At 62.8% G+C, this 25,873-nt stretch carries 22 protein-coding genes; 9 read left to right on the top strand and 13 right to left on the bottom strand.

What is annotated here, in order from left to right; genetic code table 11:
- Window positions 1–252: 252 nt before the first annotated feature.
- A complete protein-coding gene (locus NE547_RS13490) occupies window positions 253–1,383 on the bottom strand; it encodes a D-alanyl-D-alanine carboxypeptidase family protein (protein ID WP_186906341.1) in 1,131 nt (376 codons plus the stop codon).
- Window positions 1,384–1,547: 164 nt separating this feature from the next.
- On the opposite strand from NE547_RS13490, the gene NE547_RS13485 reads away from it, so the two are divergent.
- The 6 genes from NE547_RS13485 to NE547_RS13460 all read left to right on the top strand — a co-directional run bounded on the left by NE547_RS13485 (window position 1,548) and on the right by NE547_RS13460 (window position 5,291).
- Entirely contained in the window at window positions 1,548–2,147 is a 600-nt protein-coding gene (locus NE547_RS13485) for a molybdenum cofactor guanylyltransferase (protein ID WP_186906340.1), read from the top strand.
- A 95-nt stretch (window positions 2,148–2,242) separates the two neighbouring features.
- Window positions 2,243–3,094 carry a transporter substrate-binding domain-containing protein gene (locus tag NE547_RS13480; protein WP_256176175.1) on the top strand — a complete coding sequence of 284 codons (852 nt, stop codon included), beginning with the start codon at window positions 2,243–2,245 and terminating at the stop codon, window positions 3,092–3,094.
- 84 nt (window positions 3,095–3,178) lie between these two features.
- Window positions 3,179–3,817 (top strand): amino acid ABC transporter permease, encoded by a 639-nt coding sequence (locus NE547_RS13475; RefSeq protein ID WP_186906338.1) that lies wholly within the window; start codon window positions 3,179–3,181, stop codon window positions 3,815–3,817.
- A gap of 12 nt (window positions 3,818–3,829) precedes the next feature.
- Window positions 3,830–4,615 carry an amino acid ABC transporter ATP-binding protein gene (locus tag NE547_RS13470; RefSeq protein ID WP_186906337.1) on the top strand — a complete coding sequence of 262 codons (786 nt, stop codon included), beginning with the start codon at window positions 3,830–3,832 and terminating at the stop codon, window positions 4,613–4,615.
- A gap of 69 nt (window positions 4,616–4,684) precedes the next feature.
- Window positions 4,685–5,023, top strand: a complete 339-nt coding sequence (locus tag NE547_RS13465; protein ID WP_256176174.1) for a hypothetical protein — start codon at window positions 4,685–4,687, stop codon at window positions 5,021–5,023.
- A gap of 76 nt (window positions 5,024–5,099) precedes the next feature.
- Window positions 5,100–5,291: a hypothetical protein gene (locus NE547_RS13460; protein WP_186906336.1), complete on the top strand. Its 192-nt coding sequence runs from the start codon at window positions 5,100–5,102 to the stop codon at window positions 5,289–5,291.
- A gap of 340 nt (window positions 5,292–5,631) precedes the next feature.
- Here the strand turns inward: NE547_RS13460 and NE547_RS13455 are convergent, their stop codons facing one another.
- From NE547_RS13455 to NE547_RS13405, 11 genes are all read right to left on the bottom strand, one after another.
- Window positions 5,632–9,315 (bottom strand): S-layer homology domain-containing protein, encoded by a 3,684-nt coding sequence (locus tag NE547_RS13455; RefSeq protein WP_256176173.1) that lies wholly within the window; start codon window positions 9,313–9,315, stop codon window positions 5,632–5,634.
- 306 nt (window positions 9,316–9,621) lie between these two features.
- The gene (locus NE547_RS13450; protein ID WP_256176172.1) at window positions 9,622–12,291 is read right to left on the bottom strand and encodes a translation factor GTPase family protein; all 2,670 of its coding nucleotides are present in this window, start codon (window positions 12,289–12,291) and stop codon (window positions 9,622–9,624) included.
- Between the two features lie 123 nt (window positions 12,292–12,414).
- Window positions 12,415–13,686, bottom strand: coding sequence for a regulatory iron-sulfur-containing complex subunit RicT (gene ricT, locus NE547_RS18665; protein ID WP_370866851.1), 1,272 nt, complete (start codon window positions 13,684–13,686; stop codon window positions 12,415–12,417).
- 39 nt (window positions 13,687–13,725) lie between these two features.
- Window positions 13,726–14,709: an AAA family ATPase gene (locus tag NE547_RS13440; RefSeq protein ID WP_256176171.1), complete on the bottom strand. Its 984-nt coding sequence runs from the start codon at window positions 14,707–14,709 to the stop codon at window positions 13,726–13,728.
- Window positions 14,709–15,032, bottom strand: coding sequence for a cyclic-di-AMP receptor (locus tag NE547_RS13435; protein ID WP_256176170.1), 324 nt, complete (start codon window positions 15,030–15,032; stop codon window positions 14,709–14,711). Before NE547_RS13435 ends, NE547_RS13440 begins: the two co-directional genes overlap by 1 nt.
- A 52-nt stretch (window positions 15,033–15,084) precedes the next feature.
- On the bottom strand, window positions 15,085–16,398 hold the full coding sequence (locus NE547_RS13430) for an aminotransferase class I/II-fold pyridoxal phosphate-dependent enzyme (protein ID WP_186907469.1): 1,314 nt from the start codon (window positions 16,396–16,398) through the stop codon (window positions 15,085–15,087).
- Window positions 16,399–16,633: 235 nt separating this feature from the next.
- Window positions 16,634–17,086 carry a RidA family protein gene (locus NE547_RS13425; protein ID WP_186907468.1) on the bottom strand — a complete coding sequence of 151 codons (453 nt, stop codon included), beginning with the start codon at window positions 17,084–17,086 and terminating at the stop codon, window positions 16,634–16,636.
- Window positions 17,087–17,122: 36 nt separating this feature from the next.
- Window positions 17,123–17,245 (bottom strand): hypothetical protein, encoded by a 123-nt coding sequence (locus NE547_RS13420; protein WP_256176169.1) that lies wholly within the window; start codon window positions 17,243–17,245, stop codon window positions 17,123–17,125.
- Window positions 17,246–17,258: 13 nt separating this feature from the next.
- Window positions 17,259–17,381, bottom strand: a complete 123-nt coding sequence (locus tag NE547_RS13415) for a hypothetical protein (protein WP_256176168.1) — start codon at window positions 17,379–17,381, stop codon at window positions 17,259–17,261.
- Window positions 17,382–17,394: 13 nt separating this feature from the next.
- On the bottom strand, window positions 17,395–18,876 hold the full coding sequence (locus NE547_RS13410; protein ID WP_186907467.1) for a sodium:solute symporter family protein: 1,482 nt from the start codon (window positions 18,874–18,876) through the stop codon (window positions 17,395–17,397).
- 31 nt (window positions 18,877–18,907) lie between these two features.
- Window positions 18,908–20,398, bottom strand: coding sequence for an amidase (locus tag NE547_RS13405; protein WP_256176167.1), 1,491 nt, complete (start codon window positions 20,396–20,398; stop codon window positions 18,908–18,910).
- Window positions 20,399–20,674: 276 nt separating this feature from the next.
- On the opposite strand from NE547_RS13405, the gene NE547_RS13400 reads away from it, so the two are divergent.
- On the top strand, window positions 20,675–22,060 hold the full coding sequence (locus tag NE547_RS13400; protein WP_256176166.1) for a sigma-54-dependent Fis family transcriptional regulator: 1,386 nt from the start codon (window positions 20,675–20,677) through the stop codon (window positions 22,058–22,060).
- A 41-nt stretch (window positions 22,061–22,101) separates the two neighbouring features.
- On the opposite strand, the gene spoIIP is transcribed toward NE547_RS13400, so the two are convergent.
- Entirely contained in the window at window positions 22,102–23,295 is a 1,194-nt protein-coding gene (spoIIP, locus tag NE547_RS13395) for a stage II sporulation protein P (protein ID WP_256176165.1), read from the bottom strand.
- A gap of 174 nt (window positions 23,296–23,469) precedes the next feature.
- Here spoIIP and NE547_RS13390 point away from each other — a divergent pair, with 174 nt between their 5' ends.
- Complete coding sequence (locus NE547_RS13390; protein WP_186907464.1) at window positions 23,470–24,339, top strand: DegV family protein; 870 nt, start codon at window positions 23,470–23,472, stop codon at window positions 24,337–24,339.
- A 163-nt stretch (window positions 24,340–24,502) separates the two neighbouring features.
- Window positions 24,503–25,822, top strand: coding sequence for a S1C family serine protease (locus NE547_RS13385; RefSeq protein ID WP_186907463.1), 1,320 nt, complete (start codon window positions 24,503–24,505; stop codon window positions 25,820–25,822).
- Window positions 25,823–25,873 lie beyond the last annotated feature (51 nt).

Here is a 25,873-nt window from a genome sequence, read left to right as displayed (position 1 = left end):
GGGGGCTTTGTTGTCATTGGTAATAAAGAAGCCCCGGATGTGGTGGGACTGTTTGTATAAATTATACAACCTGTTGCGAATATAGTCAAGGATAGGATACGGTAGTGTATGTAAAAATTCCGTCAGGAAGAAAGTAGGCCCTTGTCCAGAACGCCGAAGAGGCCGGAGCGGAAGATCCGCTCCGGCCCCCACTTGTCGAAAAAGCCTGGCAGAGGTTGGCCGCCGCAGCGGCAAGGTCAATTTGAAACAGGGTCAGCCTGCCATGAACAGATTGCGCAGCAGACGGGAGAAGATGCCGGGGATGGTGATGCGCTCCACTGCTTCTCCGGCAACGATGGGGATGGTCTGAAGCGGCTCCCCGCCGATGGAGACCGCCATCTCGCCCAGCTTCTGCCCCGCCTCCACGGGGGCCTCCACATCTTCGCAGAGGCTGACCTGGGTGGTCACCGCATTGACCTGGGATTTGTCGACCAGGATACGGCTGGACTGGGCGAGCACCGGCTGTACCTGTTCACGCTCGCCCAGCAGCACGTCGATGGGCGGCAGGGCCTGACCGGGATATACGTCCATGAGGGTGTAGTTGGCAAAGCCGTAGCTGAGCAGACTCTTGGCCGCCTCATTGCGGATATCCCGGGTGGAAGATTTGAGGATGACGGCGATCAGTTCCATGCCGTCCCGTTCCGCCGTTGCGGACATGCAGTAGCCCGCCGCGTCGGTAAAGCCGGTCTTGAGGCCGGTGGCCCCCTCATAGAAGCGGATGAGCTTGTTGGTGTTGGCCAGCTGGAACTGCCCGTCCCGCAGGGAATCCATCCAGATGGTGGTGTAATCCCGGATGCGGGGGTGGTTCAAGATCAGCTCCCGGCTCATGAGGGCGATGTCGTGGGCGCTGGTCAGGTGGCCCGATGCGGGCAGGCCGGTGCAGTTGAGAAAGCAGGTATCCGCCATGCCCAGCTCGGCGGCGCGCTGATTCATTTGCGCCACGAAAGCATCCTCGCTGCCGGCCAGGTGTTCGGCCAGGGCCACGGAGGCGTCGTTGCCCGAGGCGACCGCCACCGCCTTGAGCAGGTCGTGTACCGTCATCTGCTCGTTTTCCTTCAGATACACCTGGGAGCCGCCCATGGAAGCCGCCCGGGCGGAAACCGTGACCAGGTCCTCCGCAGCCAGACGGCCGCTGTCCACCGCCTCCATCACCAGCAGGAGGGTCATAATCTTGGTGACGCTGGCGGGCTCCAGCTTGTCGTGGGCGTTTTGTTCAAAGAGGATGGTCCCCGTCTCCTTTTCCATCAGGACGGCGGCGGCGGCATCCACCGGGTTCGCGCCGGCGGCGTGGGCGGGGAGGATCAAAAGAGAGGCGGCCAGCAGGGCCGCAGCTATTTTTTTCATCGGTATGCGCTCCTCCAGACTTGTTGATTTCTCTGTAGTCAAAGGATGTGGAATCAAAGGGACTTCTATGCAGCGCTGAGAAAGTTTTGCACCGGGAAAAATTTTCTGGTATGCTGGAAAAAAACATTTTGCCCGCATCTGCGGCGCAGCGAGGGGGACGGAGGATGGAAACCGTGGCGGTGATCCTGACCGGAGGACGGTCCAGCCGGATGGGGCGGGACAAGTGCGCTCTGCGGCTGGGCGGGGAGACGTTTCTGGAGCGGCTGGTGGAGCGGTACCGGGGGGCGTTCGGACGCGTGTGCGTATCCGTGGACCGGCCGGGGCGCTTCGATCCGGCCGGGGCGGAGGAGGTCTGCGACCGCCGCCCCGGACGCCAGGGACCGCTGGCCGGGCTGGAGGCCGCTTTTCTGCAGACGGGGGCGGAGGCGATTTTCCTGACCGCCGTGGACCTGCCGTTTGGAGACGCGGCGCTGGCCCGGCGGCTGGAGCAGCTGCGGGGAACGGCCGACGCCTGCTGCATCCGCCGCGCCGGCGGCGCGCTGGAGCCGCTGTTCGCGGTCTATGGCCGGGGCTGTCTGGGCGCGGCATCCGCCTGCCTGGAGGAAGGGCGGCGCGCCTTTCGCGGCATGCTGGAGCGGGTGGACTGCCGGACGGTGGACGAGGCCGAACTGCCCGGCTTCGATCTGGAACGTATCCTGCTCAATGTGAACCGCCCGGAGGACTATGCGGCGGCCCGCGCCGCGGCGGAGGAAGCCGAAGGCTGAAGGGAAAAATTCAAATTTCCTCTTTACACAATTGCTTTAGTGTGGTAATATACGAAAGTATTAACGCGCTGCGGCGCTGTTTGGAGGAACCAAGAATGAAAAAGAGACTGCTTGCGCTGGCCCTGGCTCTGGGCCTGACCGTTTCCCTGGCCGCCTGCTCGGGCGGCGCCGGCACCGCGTCCCCCCCCGCGCCGGAGACCGCGGCTCCGGAGACCGCCGCTCCGGAGACCCCCGCCGCCGGGAGCGATGTGGCCTATGTTCAGGATAAGGGGACCCTGGTGGTCGGCATGACCGATTTCGCCCCCATGGATTATAAGGACGAGAGCGGCGCGTGGATCGGTTTTGACGCCGATATGGCCAAGGCTTTTGCCGCCGACCTGGGCGTGGAAGTGGAATTTCTGGAGATCAACTGGGACAACAAGCTCATGGAGCTGGAGGCCAAGGGCATCGACTGCGTGTGGAACGGCATGACCCTCACCGACGAAGTCAAGAGCGGCGCGTCCACCTCCGAGCCTTACTGCAACAACGGCCAGGTGGTGGTGCTCCCCGCGGACAAGGCGGAGGACTACCAGAGCGTGGAGAGCCTGTCCGGCCTGAACTTTGCGGTGGAGAACGGCTCCGCCGGCGCCGAGCAGCTGGATGCGCTGGGCCTGAGCTACGTGGCCAAGCAGACCCAGGCCGACGCCCTGCTGGAGGTGGCTTCCGGCGCCTCCGACGCCTGCGTCATCGACCTTCTGATGGCGGGCGCCATGATCGGCGAGGGCACCAGCTACCCCGAGCTGACCTATACCGTGCAGCTCAACAGCGAGGAGTACGGCGTGGCGTTCCGCAAGGGCTCCGACCTGACGGACGCCTTCAACGCCTTCTGGAAGGAAGCCTGCGACGCCGGTACCGTTCTGGAGACCGCCACGGCTTACGGCGTTCAGGAGTCCATCATCGAAAAGTAAGAGGTTCATCATTCTTCGGGAGAGGAAACAGGCAGAGAGCCGTCCGGCTCTCTGCCTTTCCCCGGTTTAAGAGAGGGAATCGCCATGCTTACGACCGTTACGCTCACCCTGCTGGAGGGACTTGTCACCACCCTGGAGCTGTTTGTCCTGACGCTGGTCTTCGCCCTGCCCCTGGGCCTGATCATCAGCTTTGGCTCCATGAGCCGCTTCGCGCCCCTGCGGGGCTTCGTGAAGACGGTGGTCTGGATCATCCGGGGCACGCCGCTGATGCTCCAGATCCTGGTGATCTTTTACGGCCCCGGCCTGCTCTTCGGCCTGCCGCTGCTGCCCCGGTTCACGGCGGCGCTGGCGTCCTTTGTCATCAATTACGCCTGCTATTTTTCCGAGATCTACCGCGGGGGCATCCAGGCGGTGCCCCGGGGGCAATACGAGGCGGGACAGGTGCTGGGCATGACCCGCAGCCAGATCTTCTTCAAGATCACGCTGCTCCAGGTCGTCAAGCGTATCGTTCCGCCCATGTCCAACGAGTTTATCACCCTGGTGAAGGACACCGCCCTGGTGCGCATCATCTCCGTGTATGAGATCATCTGGATGGGAGAGTCCTTCATCAAGAAGGGCATGATCTGGCCCCTGTTTTATACCGCGGTGTTCTATCTGGCGGTCAACGGCATTCTCACCCTGTTGTTCGGCTGGGTGGAGAAAAAGCTGGATTACTTCAAGTAAGGAGGCGTCACGATGTCGGTATTGGAGGTACGTCACATCGAAAAGCATTTCGGCGCCACCCGGGTGCTGGAGGATATCAGCTTCTCGCTGGAGGAGGGGCAGGCCCTGGCCATCATCGGATCCTCCGGCTCGGGCAAAACCACCCTGCTGCGCTGCCTGAACTTTTTGGAGCGGCCCGACCGCGGGAGCCTCGCCGTGCGGGGGGAGACCCTCTTTGACGCGGCGGACCCCGCCACCCAGCGGGAGGCGGAGGTGCGCCGCAAGCGCCTGCACTTCGGCATGGTATTCCAGTCCTTCCACCTCTTCCCCCAGTACACCGCGCTGGAAAACGTGACCCTGGCCGGACGGCTGCTGGCAAAGGAGCGGGCGGACTATAAGCGGGATCAGAAGCGCATCCTCCGCCAGATCGAGGAGCAGGGGAAGGCGCTGCTGGAGCAGATGGGCCTGAGCGACCGGGCCGGGCACTATCCCCACCAGCTCTCCGGCGGCCAGCAGCAGCGGGTGGCCATTGCCCGGGCCCTGGCGCTGAGCCCGGATATCCTCTGCTTTGACGAACCCACCTCCGCGCTGGACCCGGAACTGACCGGCGAGGTGCTCAAGGTCATCCGCTCCCTGGCGGAACAGAACACCACAATGATCATCGTCACCCATGAGATGGCGTTCGCGCGGGACGTGGCCGATCAGGTGATCTTCATGGACGGCGGCGTGATCGTGGAGCAGGGGACACCGGAGCAGGTCATCGTCCACCCGCAGCAGGAGCGTACGCGGCAATTTTTGACCCGTTTTTCCCAGAATTGAAAAACGGTGAAAAATGTGGTATAATACCTACCGCATTTGTGGCTGCGGCCGCGAGAAGGAGTAGGAATCATGGAAGACTTTTTTCTGCCTGTGCTCTCCCATTTTCAAAATGAAAACTTCTGGACAGCCAGCGCCGGCGCGCTGCGCTACCGGGTGACGCCCCGGGAGGAAGGCCTGGCCGCCGAGGTGTGGGAAGGGCCCTGGCGCTATGAGGACAGCCGGGTGGAGGAGACGCGGACCTTCCCGCTCAGCGACGAGGGGCTGGAGGAGCTGCGCCGGTGGCTGACCGGCTGGCGGGACGCGATCGGCCAACGGCCCCGGCCCGGGCTGGAGGAGAGCATCCGCCGCCGGGATGCGGTCCGGGCCGAGCGGGCCCGCTCGGCCGGGCAGGCGGAAGGGAGCGCCTGATCCCGGAGGCCGGCCGTGCTGCGGCAGGGCCTGGAATAAAACGAACGCAAACGCAACGCGATGGAGGATGTGCAAAATGACCTGGGGAGATTATTTCTTTTTTTATGAGTGCCCGGAATGCGGCAAGAAATACCGCTATCCCATCGACCTGATGTCCGACCCGGACTACGGCGCCTGCCCGGACTGCCATGTGATGGGCAAATTTGTGGGCGAGACCAAGGACATCAAGCAGGGCGAGACCAAGTTCTCCGATTACGAGTACGTATAGGGGGCCGTCCGGGGCGGCCCGGCCCGGCGCGGGCACAATCCCCTGCTGTACCGGAGATTTGGATCAGGCTGCCGAAAAACCCTCCTGGAGAAGAGCATGGCAGAGCTGAGCCGTCCGCAGACGACGGAAGGAAAGGAAGCTCCGTCATTTCCGGCGACACGTGCGTCGGAAATGACACCTCTCATGACGGACAGGGCGACTTTTCTGAAAGAATCGAGCCCTGTCCGTCATGCATCCCTCTGTCGAAAAAGGCCTTTGGCCTTTTTCGACAGGCTGAGCCGCCCGCCTTCCGATGGAAGGCGGGCGGCTGTTTCTGTTTTGATTCCGGAGACCGGTCTGCTTACGCTTCCAGGAAGCGCATGAGGATGACGGCCATTTCGGCGCGGGAGGCGGTGCCGGCGGGGTCCAGCAGACCGCCGGTCTTACCGGTGATGATCCCCTCGCCCGCGGCCCACTGCATGGCGGGAATGGCCCACTCGCTGATCTCCTGGGCGTCATTGTAACTGAGGATGTTGGTATCCGCGCCGATGCTCACGTCGTCCCCCCTGCTCTGCGCATAGCGGTAGAGCATGGTGGCCAGCTGCTCGCGGGTGATGGCGCCGCCGGGGTTGGTGCCGTCGGACACGCCCGCGGTCTTGGCCCATTCCATCCCCTTCTCGTACCACACGCTGCCGCCGGTGGTATCTTCGCCGGCCTGACGGGCCAGCACGGTCATCAGCATGCCGCGGGTGGTGGTAGCGGCCGGCGCGAAGGTGGTGGCGGAGGTGCCCGTCATCAGGCCGTTGGCCACCGCGTAGCGGATGCCCTCTGCGGCCCAATAGCCGGCGCTCACGTCGGAGAAGCCCTTGGGCGCGGGCTGGTCCAGGGCGGCCGCGGTCAGGGCGGCCCCGGTCAGGCTCTTGGCATAGATGGCGTTGGTGACGAACTGATAGTCGTCCTGCTGGTGCGCGCGGTTATTGGTGGAGTTGGCAAAGACGGTGATGTCCATGCCCGAGCGCTCGATGGCGAAGGCCTCCACATAGCCATCCAGGGGGGTACCGTCCTCATTGAGGCAGCAGCCGGCAAGGAAGGCGTCCTGATCGGCAGCCTTGATGAGCACCTGCGCGCCCTCGGGTACGGAGGTGATCACGCCGCAGTTGTAGGTATAGATGACATTGTCCGCATCCTTGACCTGGCTGGCGGTGATCAGGCTGGCGGTGGGATACTCCACCGTGTGCAGGGCCTCCATGCCCAGGCTGGCATACTCCAGATCGGTGATCAGGTTTTCCTGGATGTACTTCAGGGGGCTGGTGCCGGTGGCGATGTAGGGGACCCCCGCCTTGACGGCGGCCACGGCGGCCGCACCGCTCTCTCCCTGATTCAGGGCCACGTTGCCCACGATCACGTCCGCCTGGGCCGGCTCGTCGGTAATGGTAAAGCCCAGCTGCTTGTCATAGGCCATCACATCGTAGTTGGAGGTGCCGTTCTGGTGGACGTTGCGGTAATTGATGAATCCGTAGCCGTCCGAGAACCACTGCGCATAATAGCCCTCGGTGATCTGATAGCCGGAGAACGCATCATAGCGTCCGGCCAGGAAAACGGTGGGCTTCGAAATGGCATAGGCCACGGGCAGCTCACTGACGGCGGTGCCGGTGAGGACGAACTCGTCCTTCACGGAGGCAAAGACCGCGTTGCTGACCAGGAAGTCGCCCTGATACGCGCCCTCGGTGATCATACCGACGGTCTTGCCCTCGTCCAGCAGGGCGTTAACGGCGCGGACGGCCTCGGCGCCGTTGTTGGACAGGACCACAGCCGCGCCGGAGCCGGAGAGCAGGCTCTCGCCGGCAAAGTCGGTGAGCACGTCGGAAAGCTTGCCGCTGAACGCGCCCACGGTGGCGACGGGGACGCAGTCAAAGCCGCGCATCTCGGGGAAGTTGGAGACAGACTCGGAATACAGGTCGGGGAAGCCGGAGCTGGAGGCGTCGGCGCCCTGCCACAGCACCGTGTTGGCATAGTTGCGCTTGGCCTGGTACATATCCACCACAAGAGACCCGGCCTTGTAGGTGGTGCCGCCCACGGTGACGTCGGCGGTCAGCCTGCGCACCTCAACGCCGTTACGGGTCAAAAAGCCGCCCATGGCCCAGGCGTCGGCAGTGTCGCGCTGGCTCTCGGCATCCACGGGGATGACGTAATACTCGGGGAAGTATTTGCCGTTCTCGGCGTAGGGCACGCGCCAGGTGTCGCTCTCCAGGGTATTGTTGCTCATGTCCACGTACCACTTTTCCATGTCGGCACGGTGGTCCTCGTTCTCCACGCCGCGGCGGAAGAACTCCAGCTGGTTGCGGTAGATGTCGTCCTTATGCTCCATCACATAGTCGATCATGCCGTACAGGCCGTACTCCAGAACGCGGGTGCTGGCCTCGTTGGAGCAGGGGATCTCAACCGTGTAGCCCATGGCGCCGCAGTTGAGCATGGCATAGCTGGGGCCGTAGTTGGTGCACAGATCGTCCCAGGCGCTCCAGCCCACGCCGGGCGTAAAGTCGTCGCGCAGGGGGGTGTAGTAGGACTGGAACTTATAGTCATAGGAGCCGTCGGCGGACATGCTGCCCAGGGAAGCCCTGCCCCAGGCCTCGGCGCCCCTCAGGAAGTTCTCCACCAGGATGTCATACTCCATATTGGGCTCATGGGGAGGCGTGCAGGGCTCGATCAGGTACTCTTCCATGTAGCCGTGCAGTTCGGCAAAGACCACGGGATTCCACTTGTTGACCACCTGGTAGAGGTAATAGGTCTCGTTCTGGGTCTGGTTGGATGCGTCGCGGTTCAGATCGAAGCCGTTGCCGTTGCGGCGGGAGTTGTAAGTGCGGCCGTCGGCATTCTCGTTGGGGACACAGACAAAGATGATGTTATCCAGGATCTCGTCCACATCCACCACGATCTCATCGCTGATGGTATAGTATTCGCTGGCGTCCTCTTTGCCGGTATTGTGGCCGGTTTCCTCACTGCCGCTGATCCGGTGGGAGCCCAGGCCGGTGAAGCCGTCGATGGCAGCCACCTTGGGGTCAAACAGGGAGGTGTCCACCTCGCCCTCCAGCAGGCCGGTGAGGGTCCAGTAGCTGATGGTGTCCTCTGTGGCCAGCGTGCGCAGCAGGTTGACATGAGCGTCTGCGCCGGGGTTTTCGTCCGGGTGCACGTTGTTGATCAGGAAGGGGATGCGGTAATCCTTGCCGCCCAGCTTGCCCTCCTTGATTCTCGCCTGCAGGGCGGCGGGATCGGTCTCGGCAATCGCGTTTGTAGACATAAAGTCCGATACAGATTTCTCGCTGTCGGACAGGTAGGCATAAATCAGGGGATAGCCGCCTTCCGACTCACCGTAAATCTCAATGCCCAGATAGCGGCCGTTCTCTTCCGCCAGTTTCTGGATCTCCTTCAGTGTCTCATAGGATTCGTAATAATGCAGATAACTGGCGTACATTCTGACGTCCATCACGGTGCTGGCCAGCACTTTTCCGTCAACACTGGCCGCCAGATCATAGTCGCCGGTGAAGCTCATATACACGTTGCGGTTCGATACGCCGTTCCCGCCCAGGGCGTTGGCGCCCTCTTTGTTCACCACAAAGGCGTTGTTGGTGAAGGTCAGGGTGACGGTGACCTTGCCATCGGCGGAGACGGCAACCGGCTCGCCCACTTCAAAGTAGCCGGCGCCGTCGGTACCGTTGGTGCCCCACGACTGCCAGTCCTTCAGCTCGTCGCCGGTGTAGCAGTAGGGGTAGAGCGCAGGGTCCTGCTCGCTCTTGTCCCGGCTCAGGGTCCAGGTAAGGCCCTCGGCCCAGGCCTGAACATCGCCGCTCACCTGGCTGGCAGGAACGGTCAGCTTGGCGGTAAAGGACTGTCCCTCCTCAGACAGGTAGATGCTGCTCCCGGATACCTCCAGCGAAGCGGTCTCGGCAGCGGAGGCGGGCAGCATCAGCAGAGACGCCAGCATCGCCAGCACCAGCAGCAGGGACACTCCCCGCACGCGCTTGGAGCACTTGGTCTTTTGAGTCATTCTTCCTTCCTCCTTATGAATGATGATACCATCCTGATGCAACCTGCTTTCCTTCTGTTTCCACCTCCTGCACGAGAAATCGGGCGATAAAAAAGGGCGCTGAGAACCAACCTCTCAGCGCCCTTGCCGTGCCCGTCCCGCCGTTGCATCTTCAGCAATTCTGCGCCGGATCGTTCCCGTATTTGGTAATTTAAAAATACCATGTGGTAAAATTTTTGTCAAGCAGGTAAAACCGCGATTTTCTGCGCCTTCGCCGCGGCAACGATTGTGGCGTATAAGGATCGCTTCTGCCGACTTTGCAACTTTCTACCGGTTTTCTTTCATTTTGTCTCCTTTTTCTTCCGCCGCCCGTTCCAGGGCGGCCTGGACGGCCCCGGATCGCTCCCGCCGGTTGTTCCGCGCCAGAATGGCCGCCATCTGGCTGCCCGCCTGCTCCACCTCCGCCCGGAACGCCCGGGCGGACAGCCTCAGGGCCCCATGGCCCAGGATGATGAGCTGTTCGGTTCCGTCCGAGGTGGCCACCCGCACCCGATGGTGCCTGCCCAGCTCGTAGGTAGCCTTCTCAATGTAGGCGTCCGCCGTCTCCGCCTGTTTGGTATATACCACGTAGATGTTATGATACCGGCTCACGTCCTGGGTGGCGCGGGGGACCTTATACGCGTCGAACACCAGGATCACCACGCAGCTGCGGAACCACTGATAATTGCTCAAAAGATCCATCAGCAGCTGCCGGGCCGCGTCCAGGCTGGCATGCGCCGCATCCTTGAGCTCATCCCAGGCAAAGATGATATTGTATCCGTCCACCAGCAGGTATTCCGGCTCCTCCGGCCGGGACGGCACACTGCGCTTTTCCTGCTGGCTCTCCGTCCGGGGCCGGGCCGGCGGCGGGATGGGGCGCCGCTTCACGGGGCCGTAGGTCCGCTCGAAAATGGCCTGAAGCTCCTGGTCCAGCGCCGCTCCGGCGGCGTAGCTCCCGCCCCGGCGGGCGGGCTGCTCCGCTTCCCGCCCGTCCGGCTCCTCCGTGCCCAGGCGCAGGCCGCTGTCCACATGCATCCGGGCCTTCACCTGGTCCCAGGGCACGCTGAAACCCGCTCCATGGGTGCAGAAAATGGAATCCGCAGGGTTGTCCAGATCCCGGAGGGGGTCATACTCCCGCGCCCTCACGGCGGCCGCCTGCTCCCGGCAGGGCTCGTACCCCCGCAGCGCACACAGCAGCCGTCCGCTCCCCCGGGTATAGGCGGCCACCTCCCGGGCATAGTCCCGCAGGGCGGCTACCGGCGCCGCCCCGGTCAGCAGCACCGACTCCCCCCCGGTCTCGGGCGGCTGCGTCCTGCCGCCCATACGCTGCAGATCGTGCATAGCCCGGCCCACGCACGCCTGGGGCACCTCCAGGCGAAAGTCGTACCAGGGCTCCAGCAGAACGCTCTCCGCCTCCATCAGGCCCTGGCGCACCGCCCGATAAGTGGCCTGGCGGAAGTCGCCCCCCTCGGTATGTTTTTCGTGGGCCCGCCCGTCTACCAAAGTAATGCGCAGGTCGGTGATGGGCGAGCCGGTGAGCACGCCCAGGTGCTCCTTTTCCTCCAGATGGGTCAGGATCAGCCGCTGCCAGCCCCGCTCCAGCCGGTCTTCGGGGCAGTCGGCGGCAAATTGCAGTCCGCTCCCCCGCTCCAGCGGCTCCAGCAGCAGATGGACCTCCGCATAATGGCGCAGGGGCTCGTAATGGCCCACCCCCTCCACCGGCGCGGCGATGGTCTCCCGGTAGACAATGCTTCCGGGACCGAAGGAGACCGCCAGGCCAAACCGGTCGGCGATCAGGCGCTGCAGCACCTCCAGCTGGACCTCGCCCATAAGCTGAACGTGGATCTGCCGCAGCGAACGGTTCCAGACGATGTGCAGCTGGGGGTCCTCCTCCTGGAGCTGGCGCAGCTTGTCCAGGGCGGCGTGAAGATCGGCCCCTTCCTCCAAGAGCACCTGATAGGTGAGCACCGGCTCCAGCTGGGGCGCGGGCGCCGTCCGCTCCGCCCCCAGCCCCTCGCCGGGCAGCGTGCGGCTCAATCCGGTAACGGCGCACACGCTCCCCGCCGGGGCCTGCTCCGCCAGACGGTATTTCTCTCCGGAGTAGAACCGGATCTGATCCACCTTCTCCGACCACACCCGATCCTCCGGCAGTCCGGCCCGCCGGTTGGTCACCAGGTCCTTCACCCGCAGCGTCCCGCCCGTCACCTTCAGCCAGGTCAGCCGCCCCCCCTGGCTGTCCCGGGCGATCTTATAGACCCGCGCGCCGAAATCCGGGCCGTACACGGGCGCAAGGGTATCCCGTTCCAGCACCTCCAGCAGCGCGTCCACCCCCTCCAGACGCAGGGCCGAGCCAAACAGGCAGGGAAACAGCCTGCGCCGGCGGATCAGCTCCGCCGCGTCCCGGTGGCTGAGCTTTCCCTGCTCCAGATAGCGCTCCAGCGCCTCCTCCCCGCACAGCGCGACCTGCTCCCAAAGCGCGGCCTCCGGCTGGCCGAAGTCCACGCATCCCTCGCCCAGCTGCGTCCGCAGCTGCTCCAGCACAGCGCCGCGGTCCGCGCCGGGCAGATCCATCTTGTTGATAAACAGGAAGGCGGGAATGCGGTACTGTTCCAGCAGCCGCCAAAGAGTGCGGGTGTGCCCCTGCACGCCGTCCGTCCCGCTGACGACCAGGACCGCGTAATCCAGCACCTGGAGCGTGCGCTCCATCTCACTGGAAAAATCCACGTGCCCCGGCGTGTCCACAAGGGTGACCTCTGCCCCGGGCAGGGGGAGCCTGGCCTGCTTGGAAAAGATCGTGATGCCCCGCTCCCGCTCCAGCGCCCCGGTGTCCAAAAAGGCGTCCCGGTGGTCCACCCGGCCCAGCTTTTTCAGTTGTCCGCCGCGGTAGAGCAGCCCCTCGGTGAGGGTGGTCTTTCCCGCGTCCACGTGGGCCAGAATACCCACCGCCAATTTCTTCATAGCCGATCGCTCCGTCTTCAAAGGCTCTTTCTTACTATATCATGTCCCGTCGGGGGAATCAATTGTCCCCGCGGCCCCGTCAAAAACAGCGCCGCCCGGCGTTAGTCGGGCGGCGCTGTGATCTCATTCGCCCTGGGCGGGCGGCTGGGGCCGTTCCCCCTTGGGCTTGCCCCGGTAGCGGCGGCGGGGCCGGCGCTGCTTTTTCTCCTCGCCGCCCGCGTTCTCCCCCGGTTCAGCGGGATGAGCCTGCTGAGGGGCGGGGCGTTCCTTGGGACTCTGGGGCTTCTTCTCCCGGGCCGGCTTTGGAGGCTTGGCCGTCTGGGGCGCAGCCTGTTCCGGGTGCCTGGCCGGGGCCTCGGCCGCGTTGCTCCTGCCGCCCCCTTTTCCCCGCCCGCGGCGGCGGGGGCGTGCCTCTCCGCTGTGCTCCTGCTGCTCCGGCGCGGCGGGGGCGTTCACGCCCAGGCTGGACAGGGCTGCATCCAGCGTATCGGAAAGGCGTTTGGGCTCCTCCGCCGGGGGCACCTTGCGCAGCTTGGCCAGCTCCTCCGGGGGTGGGGCCACATAGCCCTCCGGCCGTTTTCCTTTGCCGTTGCGCACCACGCAGATCTCACAGTTATGGAAGCACTTGGGGGAATCCGGCGCATCCTCCAGGCGGACCTTCACCTGTTCCCGCAGCAGGTTCACCTGGGACACCGTCCCCACCCCCTCCGGGGTCTCCACGAAGGATTCATTCTTAGGCATGCGCTTGACCGCGTCCTCGTAGGCCTCCTGCTCGTATTTCAGGCAGCACATCAGCCGCCCGCAGGTGCCGGAGATCTTCGTGGGGTTCAGGGAGAGGTTCTGGGTCTTGGCCATTTTGATGGATACGGGCTGGAACTCATCCAGGAAGGTCGCGCAGCAGAAGGGCTTTCCGCAGATGCCCAGCCCGCCCAGCATTTTGGCCTCGTCCCGCACGCCGATCTGCCGCAGCTCGATGCGGGAGTGAAAGACCCCGGCCAGGTCCTTCACCAGGGCGCGGAAATCCACCCGGCCCTCGCTGGTGAAGAAAAAGAGGATCTTGTTCCCCTCGAAGTTGTACTCCACCTCTACCAGCTTCATATCCAGACCGTGCTGGGCGATCTTCTCCTGGCAGATGAGGAAGGCTTTTTCTTCCTTCTCCCGGTTGCGGCGCACCGTCTCCAGGTCTTTGTCGGTCGCGATGCGCACCAGCTCCCGCAGGGGCTGCACCACCGCCTCGTCCTCCACCATGGTGTTGCTCTGCGAGCACTCTCCGTACTCCAGGCCCCGGGAGGTCTCGATGATGACTCCCTGGCCGCTCTGCACTGCAACGCCCTTGGGGTCGAAGTAATATTGCTTGCCTCCGCTCTTAAAGCGGACGCCGATGATCTCGGTCATAGCGTTCCTCCGAACCGGGCGCGGCGCGCCCGTAGTAAATCAGGAAAACAGCGCGGCAGCCATCCATCCGGCCAGGTGCCCCGCGCCCACATGGAAGCCGCAGGCGGTACGCAGCCGCTCCAGCTTGTCCACCGCCGCCGTCAGCTCCCGGGCGCTGCGCGCGCCGGCGGCCTGCCGCGCGGCGGCCTGCCTGCGTGCGTCGGTCTCGTCGGTGCGGCCCACGGCGCAGCACAGAGCGCAGCGCAGCAGCTGCACGCTCTCTTCCAGCAGGGCGCACAGCTTGTCCCGGTCCCACTTTTCCAGCCCGACGCACAGCTCCAGCAGGCCCCGTTCATCCCGCTGGGCGAACCGCTCCAGCAGGGCCAGCGCCGTATCTGTCACGGCCTCGTCCTCCGCCTGCACGCCCTCCAGCTCCGCCACGGCCCGGCCCAGCAGGCCCTCGCACCGCCCGGCCAGCGCCTGCAGCTGGGCTGCGGGCCGGTCCGGGTACGCCTCCCGCAGCCAGGAAAGCGCCTGCTCCTGCGTGACGGGCGAGAGGGCCAGGACCTCGCAGCGCGAGCGCACCGTAGGCAGCAGCGCGGCGGCATTATCGGTAAGCAGCAGAAAGGCGGCATAGGCCGGCCCCTCTTCCAGCAGCTTGAGCATGGCGTTCTGGGCGCTGGCGTTCATCGTCTGGGCATTTTCGATGACATAGACCTTGCGCTGCGCCTCGTTGGGCCGGATATACGCATCGCTGCGCAGCGCGCGCACCTGTCCTACCGTAATATCCTTCCCGTCATCCCCCACCCAGCGCACGTCCGGGTGGATCCCCTGCTGCACCTTGCGGCAGGGGGTGCAGTTCCGGCACGGGCGCTCCCCCGCTCCGGTGCAGACCAGCGCAGCGCAGAGCAGCCGGGCCAGGGTATGCCGCCCCGAGCCCCGCTGCCCGCTGAGAATGTACGCGTGGGACAGGCCCCGCCGGGCGGTTTCCAGCTCCAGCTGCCGCTTCAGAGGGGCGTTGCCCGCCAGCTGTGACAGGTCCATCAGACCCGCTCGAAGCGCTCGATATCCATCACGAAGATGGTGGCCCCGCCCACCACGACCTCCACGGGCATGCTGGGATAGTACCCGTAGCTCATCTCGGTGGTGGTCGGGATCATCTGCTTGCGGCTGTGGGAGTGCTCCCGGATGATATCGATGACGGACTGGACCTTTTCCTCGTCCACGCCCACCAGGATCGTGACGTTCCCGGCCATGAGGAAGCCGCCGGTGGTCGCCAGCTTGGTGGAGGAGAACCCCTTCTTGGTGAGGGCCTGGGTGACGGTGTTGGCGTCGTCATGGTTGATGATGGCAAGGATCAGTTTCATTGTTATCCCTCCTTGGCGGAAGACGGCCCTCCGAACAATGTACACACACGCATCAGTGGACGACCTGGATATCTTCTACCATATTATAACCGATTCGCTCGAAATATGCGACAGTTTTTTTCTCGATCCGCTCTCCCGGGGCCACGATGGGTATCCCGGGCGGATAGGGGGCCAGGTGCTGGGCGCAAACCCGCCCGGCGGCGGCATGCAGGGGCAGCGTTTCCCGGCGGGCGAACAGGGCCTGCCGGGGCGTCAGGACCGCCTCCGGCGGAGGGGGCGGCGGGGGCAGGCGCCGGCGGCCGGCCGGCAGCGTGTCCAGCGCCGCGGTCAGGCGTGCGAGGTCCTCCGGCGTATCCATGCACGTGAGGATACACAGGATATGGCCCCGGTCGGCCAGCTCCACATAGATCCCCGCTTCCTCCAGCCGGGCCCGGGCGGCAAGGCCGTCCGGGGTACACAGCACGAAGCGGCACGGGTCCAGCGGTGCGTCGGACGGGCGCAGGGCGGGATAGCGGGCGCGCAGGCGCTCCACCGCAGCCGCCGTCTTCCGATAGGCCCGCTCCCCCGTCTCCTCCATCCAGGCCCGGCACACGTCCAGCGCGGCCAGGAACACGTAAGACGGGCTGGAACTGCCGTAAAGCGCCGCCGCCCGGCGCAGCGCCTGCTGCGGGAAGCGGTCCGAAGAAAACAGCAGGGCGGTCTGTCCCGGCGCGGGCAGCGTCTTGTGGGCGGAGACCACCGCCAGGTCAGCGGCGGAAAGATCCCAGTCTCCCAAAAAAGGGAGATGGGCCCCGTGGGCCGCATCCACCACCAGCACGCAGCCCCGGGCGTGGGCCGCCGCCGCCAGGGCGGGCAGGTCGGAGCGCACGCCGTAGTAGGTGGGACTGGTAAGAAACACCGCGCGCACCTCCGGGTGGGCGGCAAGGGCCGCATCCACCGCAGCCGGCGTCACCGGGCCCGCCGCGCCGGGCCCCTCCAGCCAGGGCCGCTCCAGCCAGACGGGGCGTAGGTCCAGCAGCGCCAGCGCGTTATAGGCCGAACGGTGGCTGTCCCGGTCCAGCAGCACGCCCTCCCCCGGCGCGCAGGCCAGGGTCAGGGCGCAGAGCACCCCCTGGGTGGAGCCGCCGGTGAGGAACAGGCAGTTGGGCAGCCGGAACCGGGCCGCCCACAGCGCTTCCGCCGCGCCGATGGGCCCGCCGCCTGCAAACAGATCGCCGGTGGGCCCCAGTTCCGTAACATCCAGCGCCGCCAGCCCCGCCAGCTCCGGCGCGGGCAGGGGCTTGCCCTTATGCCCCGGCATGTGCATACGCAGGGCGTCCTGCCCGGCAAACGCCCGCAGGGCGTCATACAGCGGCGTAGGCCCCATGGGCGTCCCTCCTGACTGCAAAGGCTCGAATTAAAATGAGTATAGCAGAAAACCGTCCCCACCACAAGAGCGCACTGCGCCCTTCCTGCAAAAACAGCCGCTCAGGACCATGGTCCTGAGCGGCTGGAGGCTGCCGAAACGGCAAGGGCCCGTTCCGGCGGCGGGGCAAATCTGTTTTGCCGTCTCTGGGTCGGCGAACGCCTGTCGCGCAGTAAAGCAGCGCTCTCTTTTTCGGTCAGTCCTTTTTCCTGTTCAGCACGGCCATACACTCGATCTCTACCAGGAATTCCGGACGGGCCAGGCAGCCCGCCTGCAGGATGGTGCTGGCGGCGGGATGCTCCGCCAGCTCGGGGGCGTATTCCTGATAGAACTTCAGCTCCGTGGCGCGCATGACCGGGTAATCCTTGATGTCCTTGAGCATGATAAACGTTTTGAACACGTTCTCCAGGCAGCTGCCCGCCTCCTCCAAGACCTGCTTCATCTTGCTCAGGGCCACCCACATCTGATCCTGCATGGTGTTGGTGGTACAGCTGCCGTCCTCAAACTTCTGGGCGGTCATCCCCGACACATACACGATGTTGTCCACCACCACGGCGTTGGCGTAGATGGGGGTGCCGGGTGCAACGTTGGGATACTTCTGCTCCACGCCCTTGACAAAACAACCGTATTTCTTGATCTCGCTTTCCATACTTTATCCATTCCTTTCCATTGTTGGTTTTGAAGATTACTTTTTTTCTTTTTGCTCCTTTTTCCGCTTTCCGGCTACATACAGCCCGATTACGGAAAAGATTCCATAACCCGCCATGACCGCCAAAACGCCGATCATCCAACTCATTGTCGTTGACATAATTTCAGCCTCCTTAGTCCTCGTCATCGCCGTCATCGATCGGGTGTTTGGCGTGGTATGCCCAGAACACTCCCTCTCCGATCAGTACAATAACCGCAATCACACCCAGCGCCTTTAAAAACAGCATCCAGAACATTTCGCTCGCCTCCTCACGCGTTGCTTATTGATTGCCGCTGTAGGGCCTTGGCCCTTTTGCTCCAGAGACCAGGCTGTCCCTTCACGATCAAGTTGCCGATGATGCAGCAGACCAAGCCTACGACGAGCGTCACGTAGCCATTGGGGACTGCATCGGCGGTGGTGCCAAACAATGCCGGCAGACCGGTCAGCGACCACAGGCAGTTGACAATCCAGGTAATGCCCAGTGTCCAGCCGGCCACTTTGCTGCTGCGCTTCCAGAACAATCCGAAGAGGAACAGCCAAAAGACCGGCACGATCCAGGCGAAGACCCAGTTCATGGCCCCGATGATAGAGGAGATGCCCACGGCAATGGAGATCGCGGCGACGCAGACCACTACCACCACGATCCGTATGACCAGCGTGACTTGCTTGTCGGTAGCGTCAGGCTTATAAAGGCCCTTAAAGATATCATAGCCGAACATCGTACCGCAACCCAGGGACGTCATGGCGAAGGAGGACAGGCAGGCCGCCATGCAGGAGGCCAGCAGCAGTGCGCATACCCAGTTGGGCAGCCGGTCCACCAGCATCGTAATGGCGGCCGAGGTGGCCCCCAGCTCGGCATACTCGGGAATCGAGCGGGCCGTCAGGCCCAGCATCACGGAAAATACGCCGAACAAGCCGTTGATCGGAGCCACGATCCACAAAGCCCGGCGAATCATCTTGGTATTCTTCGCAGACATGGGGGCCTGTGTATTGGCTTGACTGATGGGGCCGTAGAATGCAACCGAAATGATATTGGCCAGGGCAAAGCTGAACCACAGGGACGGCGTTCCAAACACATTTGTCATAAATCTGGTGGTCACGTCGCTCTCATAGTAGGCCCGTACGGAATCAAAGCCTCCCCCCAAGGTCATTGCGATACAGATGGTGGCGGCAACGATGCCGATGTACAGGATGACCAGATTGATCATATTGACGCTGCCTACCTGCTTCATACCGGCCAGCAGTACGTAAAGCATGCCGAATACACCGCCCACAACGATAGCGATGGATAAATCCCAGCCAGTCAGGGCGTTGATGATGATCCCCACGCCTTGACATTCCACGGTGAGCACACCGAAGGTCACGCCGGACATGGCACAGGATATCCCGAGGCCTACCTTTTTCCCGTACAGGTTATCCAGCGCCTCACCCACGGTCGCCACCTTCATCTTTCGCAGCCAGGGACCAGTGCACAGGCACAGGATTACAAAGTGCACGGTGTTGGCAAAGGCAAACCACAGAGCCACGGCACCCATGCCGTAGGACATCTCAAACAGGCCTACGATATGGGGGTTGCCCAAAGCCGTCAGCGTCATGGTCGGCACCAGCAAACCGAAGCCCATGCTTCTGCCTGCTACCGCAAAGCTGTCGCCGGTATTCTTTTTGCGGTCCCGGATGATCAGCAGCACGCCGATCCCGATGACCACCAGGACCTCATAAATAAGGACCATGATGATAACATCAGTTCTCATATTTCACTTCTCTCCTTTGCACTTGAAGCGCTTACGGCCGCAGCAGGGGCCGCTTGTCCGCGCGCTCGTAAAGGTGATACCAGGGTTGGATCTGCTCAAAAGCGGCGCTTGCCGCCAGCACATCCGCATCATGAAACCGTCTGCCGATGATCTGCAGGCCCACAGGCAGTCCCGCCGGGGACAGGCCCGCAGGGACCGAAGCCGCCGGATGTCCGGTGAAGTTACAGAAATAAGTCAGGCAGAAACCAATCAGCCGTTCAGCCTTTTCTCCGTTGATGTACTCCGGCCCCATGGTATTGCCGTCCTTGGCGTTGGGCACTGGGTCGCAGGCCAGGGTGGGCGAGAGGATCAAATCATATTGGTCGAACACGTCCTGGAGCGCGTCGTAGACCTCGGTGCGAATCGCGTCGTTACGGGCATAGTCCAGGTAATTGCCCCGATAGGCTTTTTCGATGCACCGCCGCATCTCTTCCGGCAGGTCCCCGGCGTGCTCCCCCATCAGGTCCACTCCGGCACGTTTGATGCTCTCCACCACGTCCACCGTGTTGATACAGATCATATCGTCCCAACATTCGGCCAGTTCATTGTGACTGCGCTTGAGGCGGAAGTCCACCTGCTCCACCGAACATCCCGCTTCCGCAAAGCGCTGGGCCGCCCTAGCCGCTGTGGCGGCGATCTCAGGCTCTACCGCATATACGCCGAAATCCAGGGTATATGCGATACGCATTCCTTTTATATTGCGCTTGAGGGCGTCCCGGAAGTCCCGTTTCGGGTACTCGATGCTGAAGGGGTCTCTGGGATCAAAGTAAGCCATATGGTTGAGGATCATAGCGCTGTCCTCCACCGTACGGGTAATGGCCCCGGCAAAACAGTACGGGTGGCTCTCCGCGTAGGCATTGGGCCGATTTACCGATGGGATCGTTCCAACGGAGGCCTTATAGCCGTAGCAGCAGCACCACGCCGCCGGGATGCGGATGGAGCCGCCGCCGTCGGTACCCTCGGCCACCGGCACCAGTCCATCAGCTACCGCAGCAGCGCTACCTCCGGAGGAGCCCCCGGAATTGCGGCTAAGGTCAAAGGGCGTACTGGTAGGCCCGTACAGGAAATTGTCGCAGGTGCCCCGGAAGGCAAAGGATGGAGAATTGGTCTTGCCCACCAGGATGGCCCCCTGCGCCTCCATGCTTCTGGCGTAATTGGACCAGGCCGCGTCAGGCGCCCCTGCCAAAGCACGGACGCCGCCCGAAGAGCCGGGCCAGCCCGGCTTCCCAGGCAAAAAGTCCTTAAGCGCCGTGGGGACTCCACAGAACTCCCCGCCCGAAACCTTCCCGGCGCCAAGCTGCTCCTGGAGCCGCTTGGCCTGATCCATGGCATAATCAAACTTGGTATACACAAAGGCATTCAGGCTGGGGTTCCGCTGCTCAATACGACGGATGGTATGCTCCATTACCTCCACCGGTGAGAGCTCTTTCTTTCGGATCGCTTCTGACATACGTGCTGCTGACAGATAAGAAAGCTCGTCCAAGGGATCACTCCTCTCTCTTTCGCAAAAATTGCCGGCTGCTTTTCTTTTTAGCAATTGCCGCGCCAAAACGTCATTCTGCAGCAAATTATTTAAATTTTTTCCTTTCATGTCAAAACGGTTCATCCATTTTTGGTCGTTTTGCTTGTTTTGGGGCAGGTTTTCTTTTCCGTTCAAGGCTGTTTCCTTCCCGGCGCTTGCTTTTTCTTTTCTTTTGCAGTACAATTGTTTTGAACATGTGCTCAAATTATTACACACTTTGTGCAAAGGGAGCCTGCTATGGAAAAAATACGGATCACCCGAGACGAGCTCTACAGCCCGGGTCCTCTTCTCCAGGGCATCATGGATCTTGCCTTTGACGAATCCTGCATCATGGACAAGGATGGCTATATCCTGCACTGCTCGGACAGCTCTCCCCTTATTTGGAACCGTCCCAACGAAGAGAGCATCGGCAGGCATATTACCGAGCTGGACTCCGCCTCCCCCTACCCCCAGCTCTTGGCCACTGGAGAAGCCGTTCTGGGAAAGATGCACATCATCAACGGCATGTCCTGCATTACGCACATGATCCCGCTTTTCGATCAGGAGGACAACATCATCGGCGCGTTTGGCGTAATCATTTTCCGCGGCATCGAAAAACTCAAACGGCTGATGCGGGACAACAGCTTTGATTTCGACACCAAATCCAAGGCGCTCTACGATCAGCTCTCCCGTGCAGAGGCGCACTATACCCTGTCCGACTTTATTGGGATCAGTCCAGCCGTTCAGGAGATGCTGCGGTTTGCCCAAAAGGTAGCGGTCCATGACTATCCCGTACTGATCCGGGGCGAGACCGGCTGCGGCAAGGAAATCGTCTCCAGCGGCATTCACACCGCCAGCCATCTGGACGGCAAGGCCCCTTTTGTCAAGATCAACTGTACCGCCATTCCCTCCACGCTTTTGGAGTCTGAGCTGTTCGGCTATGAAAAAGGCGCCTTTTCCGGCGCTTACTCCACCAAGCTGGGCAAATTTGAAATCGCGGGCACTGGGACGCTGCTGCTGGACGAAATCGGCAGCCTGGACCCCGCCCTCCAGAGCAAGTTGCTGCGTGCTATTGAGGAGAAGGAGTTCGAGCGGGTCGGCGGCAATACCCTGATCCCCTTGCGGGCCCGCATCGTCGCCTGTACCAACAGCAACCTGGAGCAGAAAATGCGGGACGGTGAATTCCGTGAGGATTTGTACTACCGTTTGAGCATCGCCGAGATCAACATACCGCCCCTAAGGGAGCGGCGGGAGGATATTCCGGTGCTTATCGACTACTTTATCGCCAAGGATGCGCTGGATATCTCTTTCACGCCGGAGGCCATGCATCTGATGCAGGCCTATGACTGGCCCGGAAATGTGCGGCAGCTGCGCAATTTTGCGGCTAAAATGGACCTACTGGAGCGAAAGCGCATTACCGAGGATGCCGTACGCCACGCCCTGGGCATCCCAGATGCGCCCGCAGTGGAGCGTTCCCCGATCGAGGACCGGATGGATCATTTTGAGAAACAGCTGATTGAGCAGGCCCTGCTGGAAAATGGTCTGAACATTTCCCGTACCGCCCAGGCGCTGAATATGAGCCGCAATACCCTCTATGCCCGCATCCGCAGGCTGGGAATCCAGGTCAAAAAGCATCTGCGCTGAACGGCGCCCGCCCGGAAGCTCTGCTTCCGGGCGGGCGCCGTTTACTTTTTTAGTCCCAAAAGCACCTGTCCCGCGGCCCGGGCAAAGAGCCGTGCTCCGGCAAGGGCCTCCTGGAGGGTATTGCCGTGACAGCCCACTTCCACCAGCAGGGACCCTGTGGAGAGCTGCTGGTTATAGCGGGCGGCCCGCAGGGCCATCGGCCGGGCCAGGGTGGGATAGAGGTTGTTCATGCTCTGCTGGACCTTGGCGGCCAGTGCCAGGTTGGCCGTCCAGTCCGGGTGCTCGCCCCCCTCGCTGGACCCCAGCACCAGCATGACCTGCGCGGATTTTACCCCGTCGATCTCGGTGAGGGCCTTATACACCGTGCCGTCTTCCCCCACCAGGGCGTCCCGGTGCACGTCCAGCACGATCTGAATGGAGGGATATTGCTCCAAGTAGGCGCTGACGCCCTGCGCAGAACGGTCGTATGCGCCGTTGTACTGCGGGTAGTCGTACAGGGTGCGGTCGTGGACCACGCTCAGGCCCATTTCCGTGAACACCCGCTCGATCTCATCCCCGACCCGCACCACGTTATACGCCTCGTCCAGCGTGCGGGTATTGTTGTCCGAGGGCTGATAGAGATCGGTCCCGTCCTGCGTGTAGGCCTCCGTGCCATGGGTATGTACGATGAGGATCTGGGGTCCCTCTCCCGTCAGGGCGATCTCCACCGGCTCCGCCACCGCCGCCGCCAGGTCCACCGTCAGCTTGGTGCGGTTATAGAGGTAGACCCCATCGGCAAATTCATAGCCCTGGGTGCTGGTGGGCACCAGGGTGCGGGCCACGATGTCCTCCGGCGCAGCCACGGCCTCGGGCTGCTCGGCAATGTCGTCGTGGTCCCGGGCGGGCTGTCCGGCGGGAAGCTCCTCCACCGGCGTGGCGGAATTTCCCGGCGCTTCCGCGCCCAGATACCGCTCTACCGCGCCCTCCGCGCCCCGCAGCAGCGGGGACTGGTCCACCACCAGCCGCCCCCAGCCGTCCAGCGCGCCCCGGGGGCTGTCCGCCCGGGCCACCTCCCCCAGTTCGGCCGCCAGGGCGGCCGAGACAAAGGCGGAACTCTCCCCCAAGCTCTTGAAGGCATTTGCGGCCGCCCCCGCCCCGGCGCACACCAGCAGCAGCCAGGCCGCCAGGGTGGCCAGGAAAAGCGCCAGCGCCCGGCGCAGAAGACGGCTCCAGTGAATGTTCTGCTTGTGCTTCATGTTTCATCATCCTTATCGGTCGTGATACTCCAGAGTATGCATGGGAGGAAACAGATATGAGCCTGTCCCTTCCACCGGCGCCCGTTCCGGCCAAGGCGCCCTCCTTGACTTTTTCCGACAATCCGATATAATGCTTGTATGCTGTGAGAACGCATTTTGTGAGAGAGGTTTACTATGGGAAACATTGCGATCGTGACCGACAGCAACAGCGGCATCACCCAGGCCCAAAGCAGGGAGCTTGGGGTCTTCGTACTGCCCATGCCCTTTTATATCAACGACGAGCTGTTTTTAGAGGATATCACCCTGAGCCAGGAGCAGTTTTACCGGCATCTGGCCGCGGACGCCGACGTAAAGACCACCCAGCCCGCCCCGGGGGATGTGACCGAGCTGTGGGACAGGCTCCTGCAGGACCACGAGGCCGTGGTGCATATTCCCATGTCCAGCGGTCTGAGCAGCTCCTGCGAGACTGCCATCATGCTGGCCCAGGATTACGACGGGCGGGTAGAGGTGGTCAACAACCAGCGCATCTCCGTCACCCTGCGCCAGTCTGTGCTGGACGCCAAGGCCCTGGCCGCGGCGGGCCGGAGCGCGGAGGAAATCCGGACGCTTCTGGAGCAGACCCGGTTCGATTCCGATATCTATATCACGGTGGATACCCTGAAGTACCTGAAGAAGGGCGGCCGCCTCACCCCCGCCGCCGCCGCCGTCGGCACGGTGCTCAACCTCAAGCCGGTGCTGCGCATCAAGGGGGAAAAGCTGGACGCCTTTTCCAAGACCCGCGGCTGGAAGGCCGCCAAAAAGGCCATGATCGACGCGATCCTTCAGACCATCGCCCGGGATTTCCCGGACTGCCGGGGTCCCGAAGACCTGCACCTCGCCGCGGCCTTCACCGGCGAGGCGGAGAGCGCCCAGGAGTGGCTGTCCGAACTGGAGGAGGCCTTTCCCGGCTATCCCATCCACATGGACCCGCTTTCCCTCAGCGTAGCCTGCCACATCGGCCCCGGTGCCCGGGCCGTCACCGTCACCAGGGCGCTGCGGATCTGATCCCTTCAAAAATACGCCCCGGAGGAGCTTGTGCTCCTCCGGGGCGTATGGCGTATTTTGAATTTAAAAAACGTGCAAAAAATCTTCATGTTTTATACACATTTTCCGTTTATCCTAGGACTTGTTCCAAAGAAAACCGAACCCGTCAAAGGAGAGACCAGTTATGTATTACAGCGATTATAACAGACCCCCTGAGGAGCGGGAGCCCATAGAGACCATCCACTATCAGGTCAGCGATCCCGAGCCGCCCAAGAAAAAGAAGGGCTTTGCCGCCAAATTTGTGGCCGTGGGTCTTGTGTGCGCCATCGCGGGCGGTCTGGCCGGCGGCGCGGGCGCGATGGCTTTGAAGAGTTCCGGCTTCTTCGGCTCCTCCACCACCGTCTACGAAGGCAGCCGTCCTACGGCCGCCGTCTCCCTGGCAAACGTGGACGGCAAGACCGTCCTCACCGCCGAGCAGATCTACGCGGCCAATCTGGACTGCGTGGTAGGCGTCAACGGCGACGTGACCACCAACGTCTGGGGCCAGACGGTACGCAACGCCGTATCCGGTTCCGGGTTCGTCATCAGCTCCGACGGCTACATCCTGACCAATTACCACGTCATCGACGGTGTCAGCGACATCAAGGTCACCTTCGCCGACGGCTCCAGCTACGACGCCGTAGTGGTGGGCGGCGAGGAAGAAAATGATATCGCGGTGCTGAAGATCGAGGCCGCCGGCCTGCACGCCGTGACGTTGGGCGACTCCGACGCCCTGGCCGTGGGCGAGAGCGTCTATGCCATCGGCAATCCTCTGGGGGAGTTGACCTTTACCCTCACCGGGGGGCTGGTCTCCGCCAAGGACCGCACCATCACCATGAGCGACGGCACCATTATGAATATGCTCCAGACGGACACCGCCATCAACTCCGGCAACTCCGGCGGCCCTTTGTTTGATCGGTACGGCCAGGCGGTGGGCATCGTATCCGCCAAGTATTCCAGCAGCGCCTCCTCCTCCGAGGCCTCCATCGAGGGCATTGGCTTTGCCATCCCCATTAACGATGTGAAGGACATGGTCACCAGCATCATTGAGAACGGCTATGTCACCGGCAAGCCCAATGTGGGCATCCTCATGAACGACGTGGATTCCTCCGCCCAGCGCTATGGTATTCCCGCCGGCGCGGAGATTACCGCCATCCTGGACGGTTCCTGCGCCCAGAAGGCCGGTCTCCAGGTGGGGGACATCATCACTGCCGTGGACGACTCCGCCGTGAGCGGAACCACGCAGCTCAAGTCCGCGGTGAAGAACTATAAGGCCGGGGATACCGTCACCTTCACCGTATATCGGGACGGCGCTTCCCAGACCGTCCAGGTCACACTGGATGAGGACAATCAAGCCCGCTCGGACGCCATGGATGAGCTCTACCAGCAGTACAGCCAGTCCATCCAGTCTCAGCAGCAGGGCAACGGCTATTACAACTGGCCCTTCGGCGGATTTAATTATTAACAGTTCCATCAAACGGCGCGCCGCCGGGCCTTGTCCGGCGGCGTCTTTTAC

Source organism: Flavonifractor sp. DFI.6.63 (genome assembly GCF_024462255.1).
Classification (GTDB): Bacteria; Bacillota; Clostridia; order Oscillospirales; family Oscillospiraceae; genus Lawsonibacter_A; species Lawsonibacter_A hominis.
The sequence above is the reverse complement of the archived record's forward strand: the minus strand, read 5'-3'. Positions and strand labels throughout refer to the sequence as shown.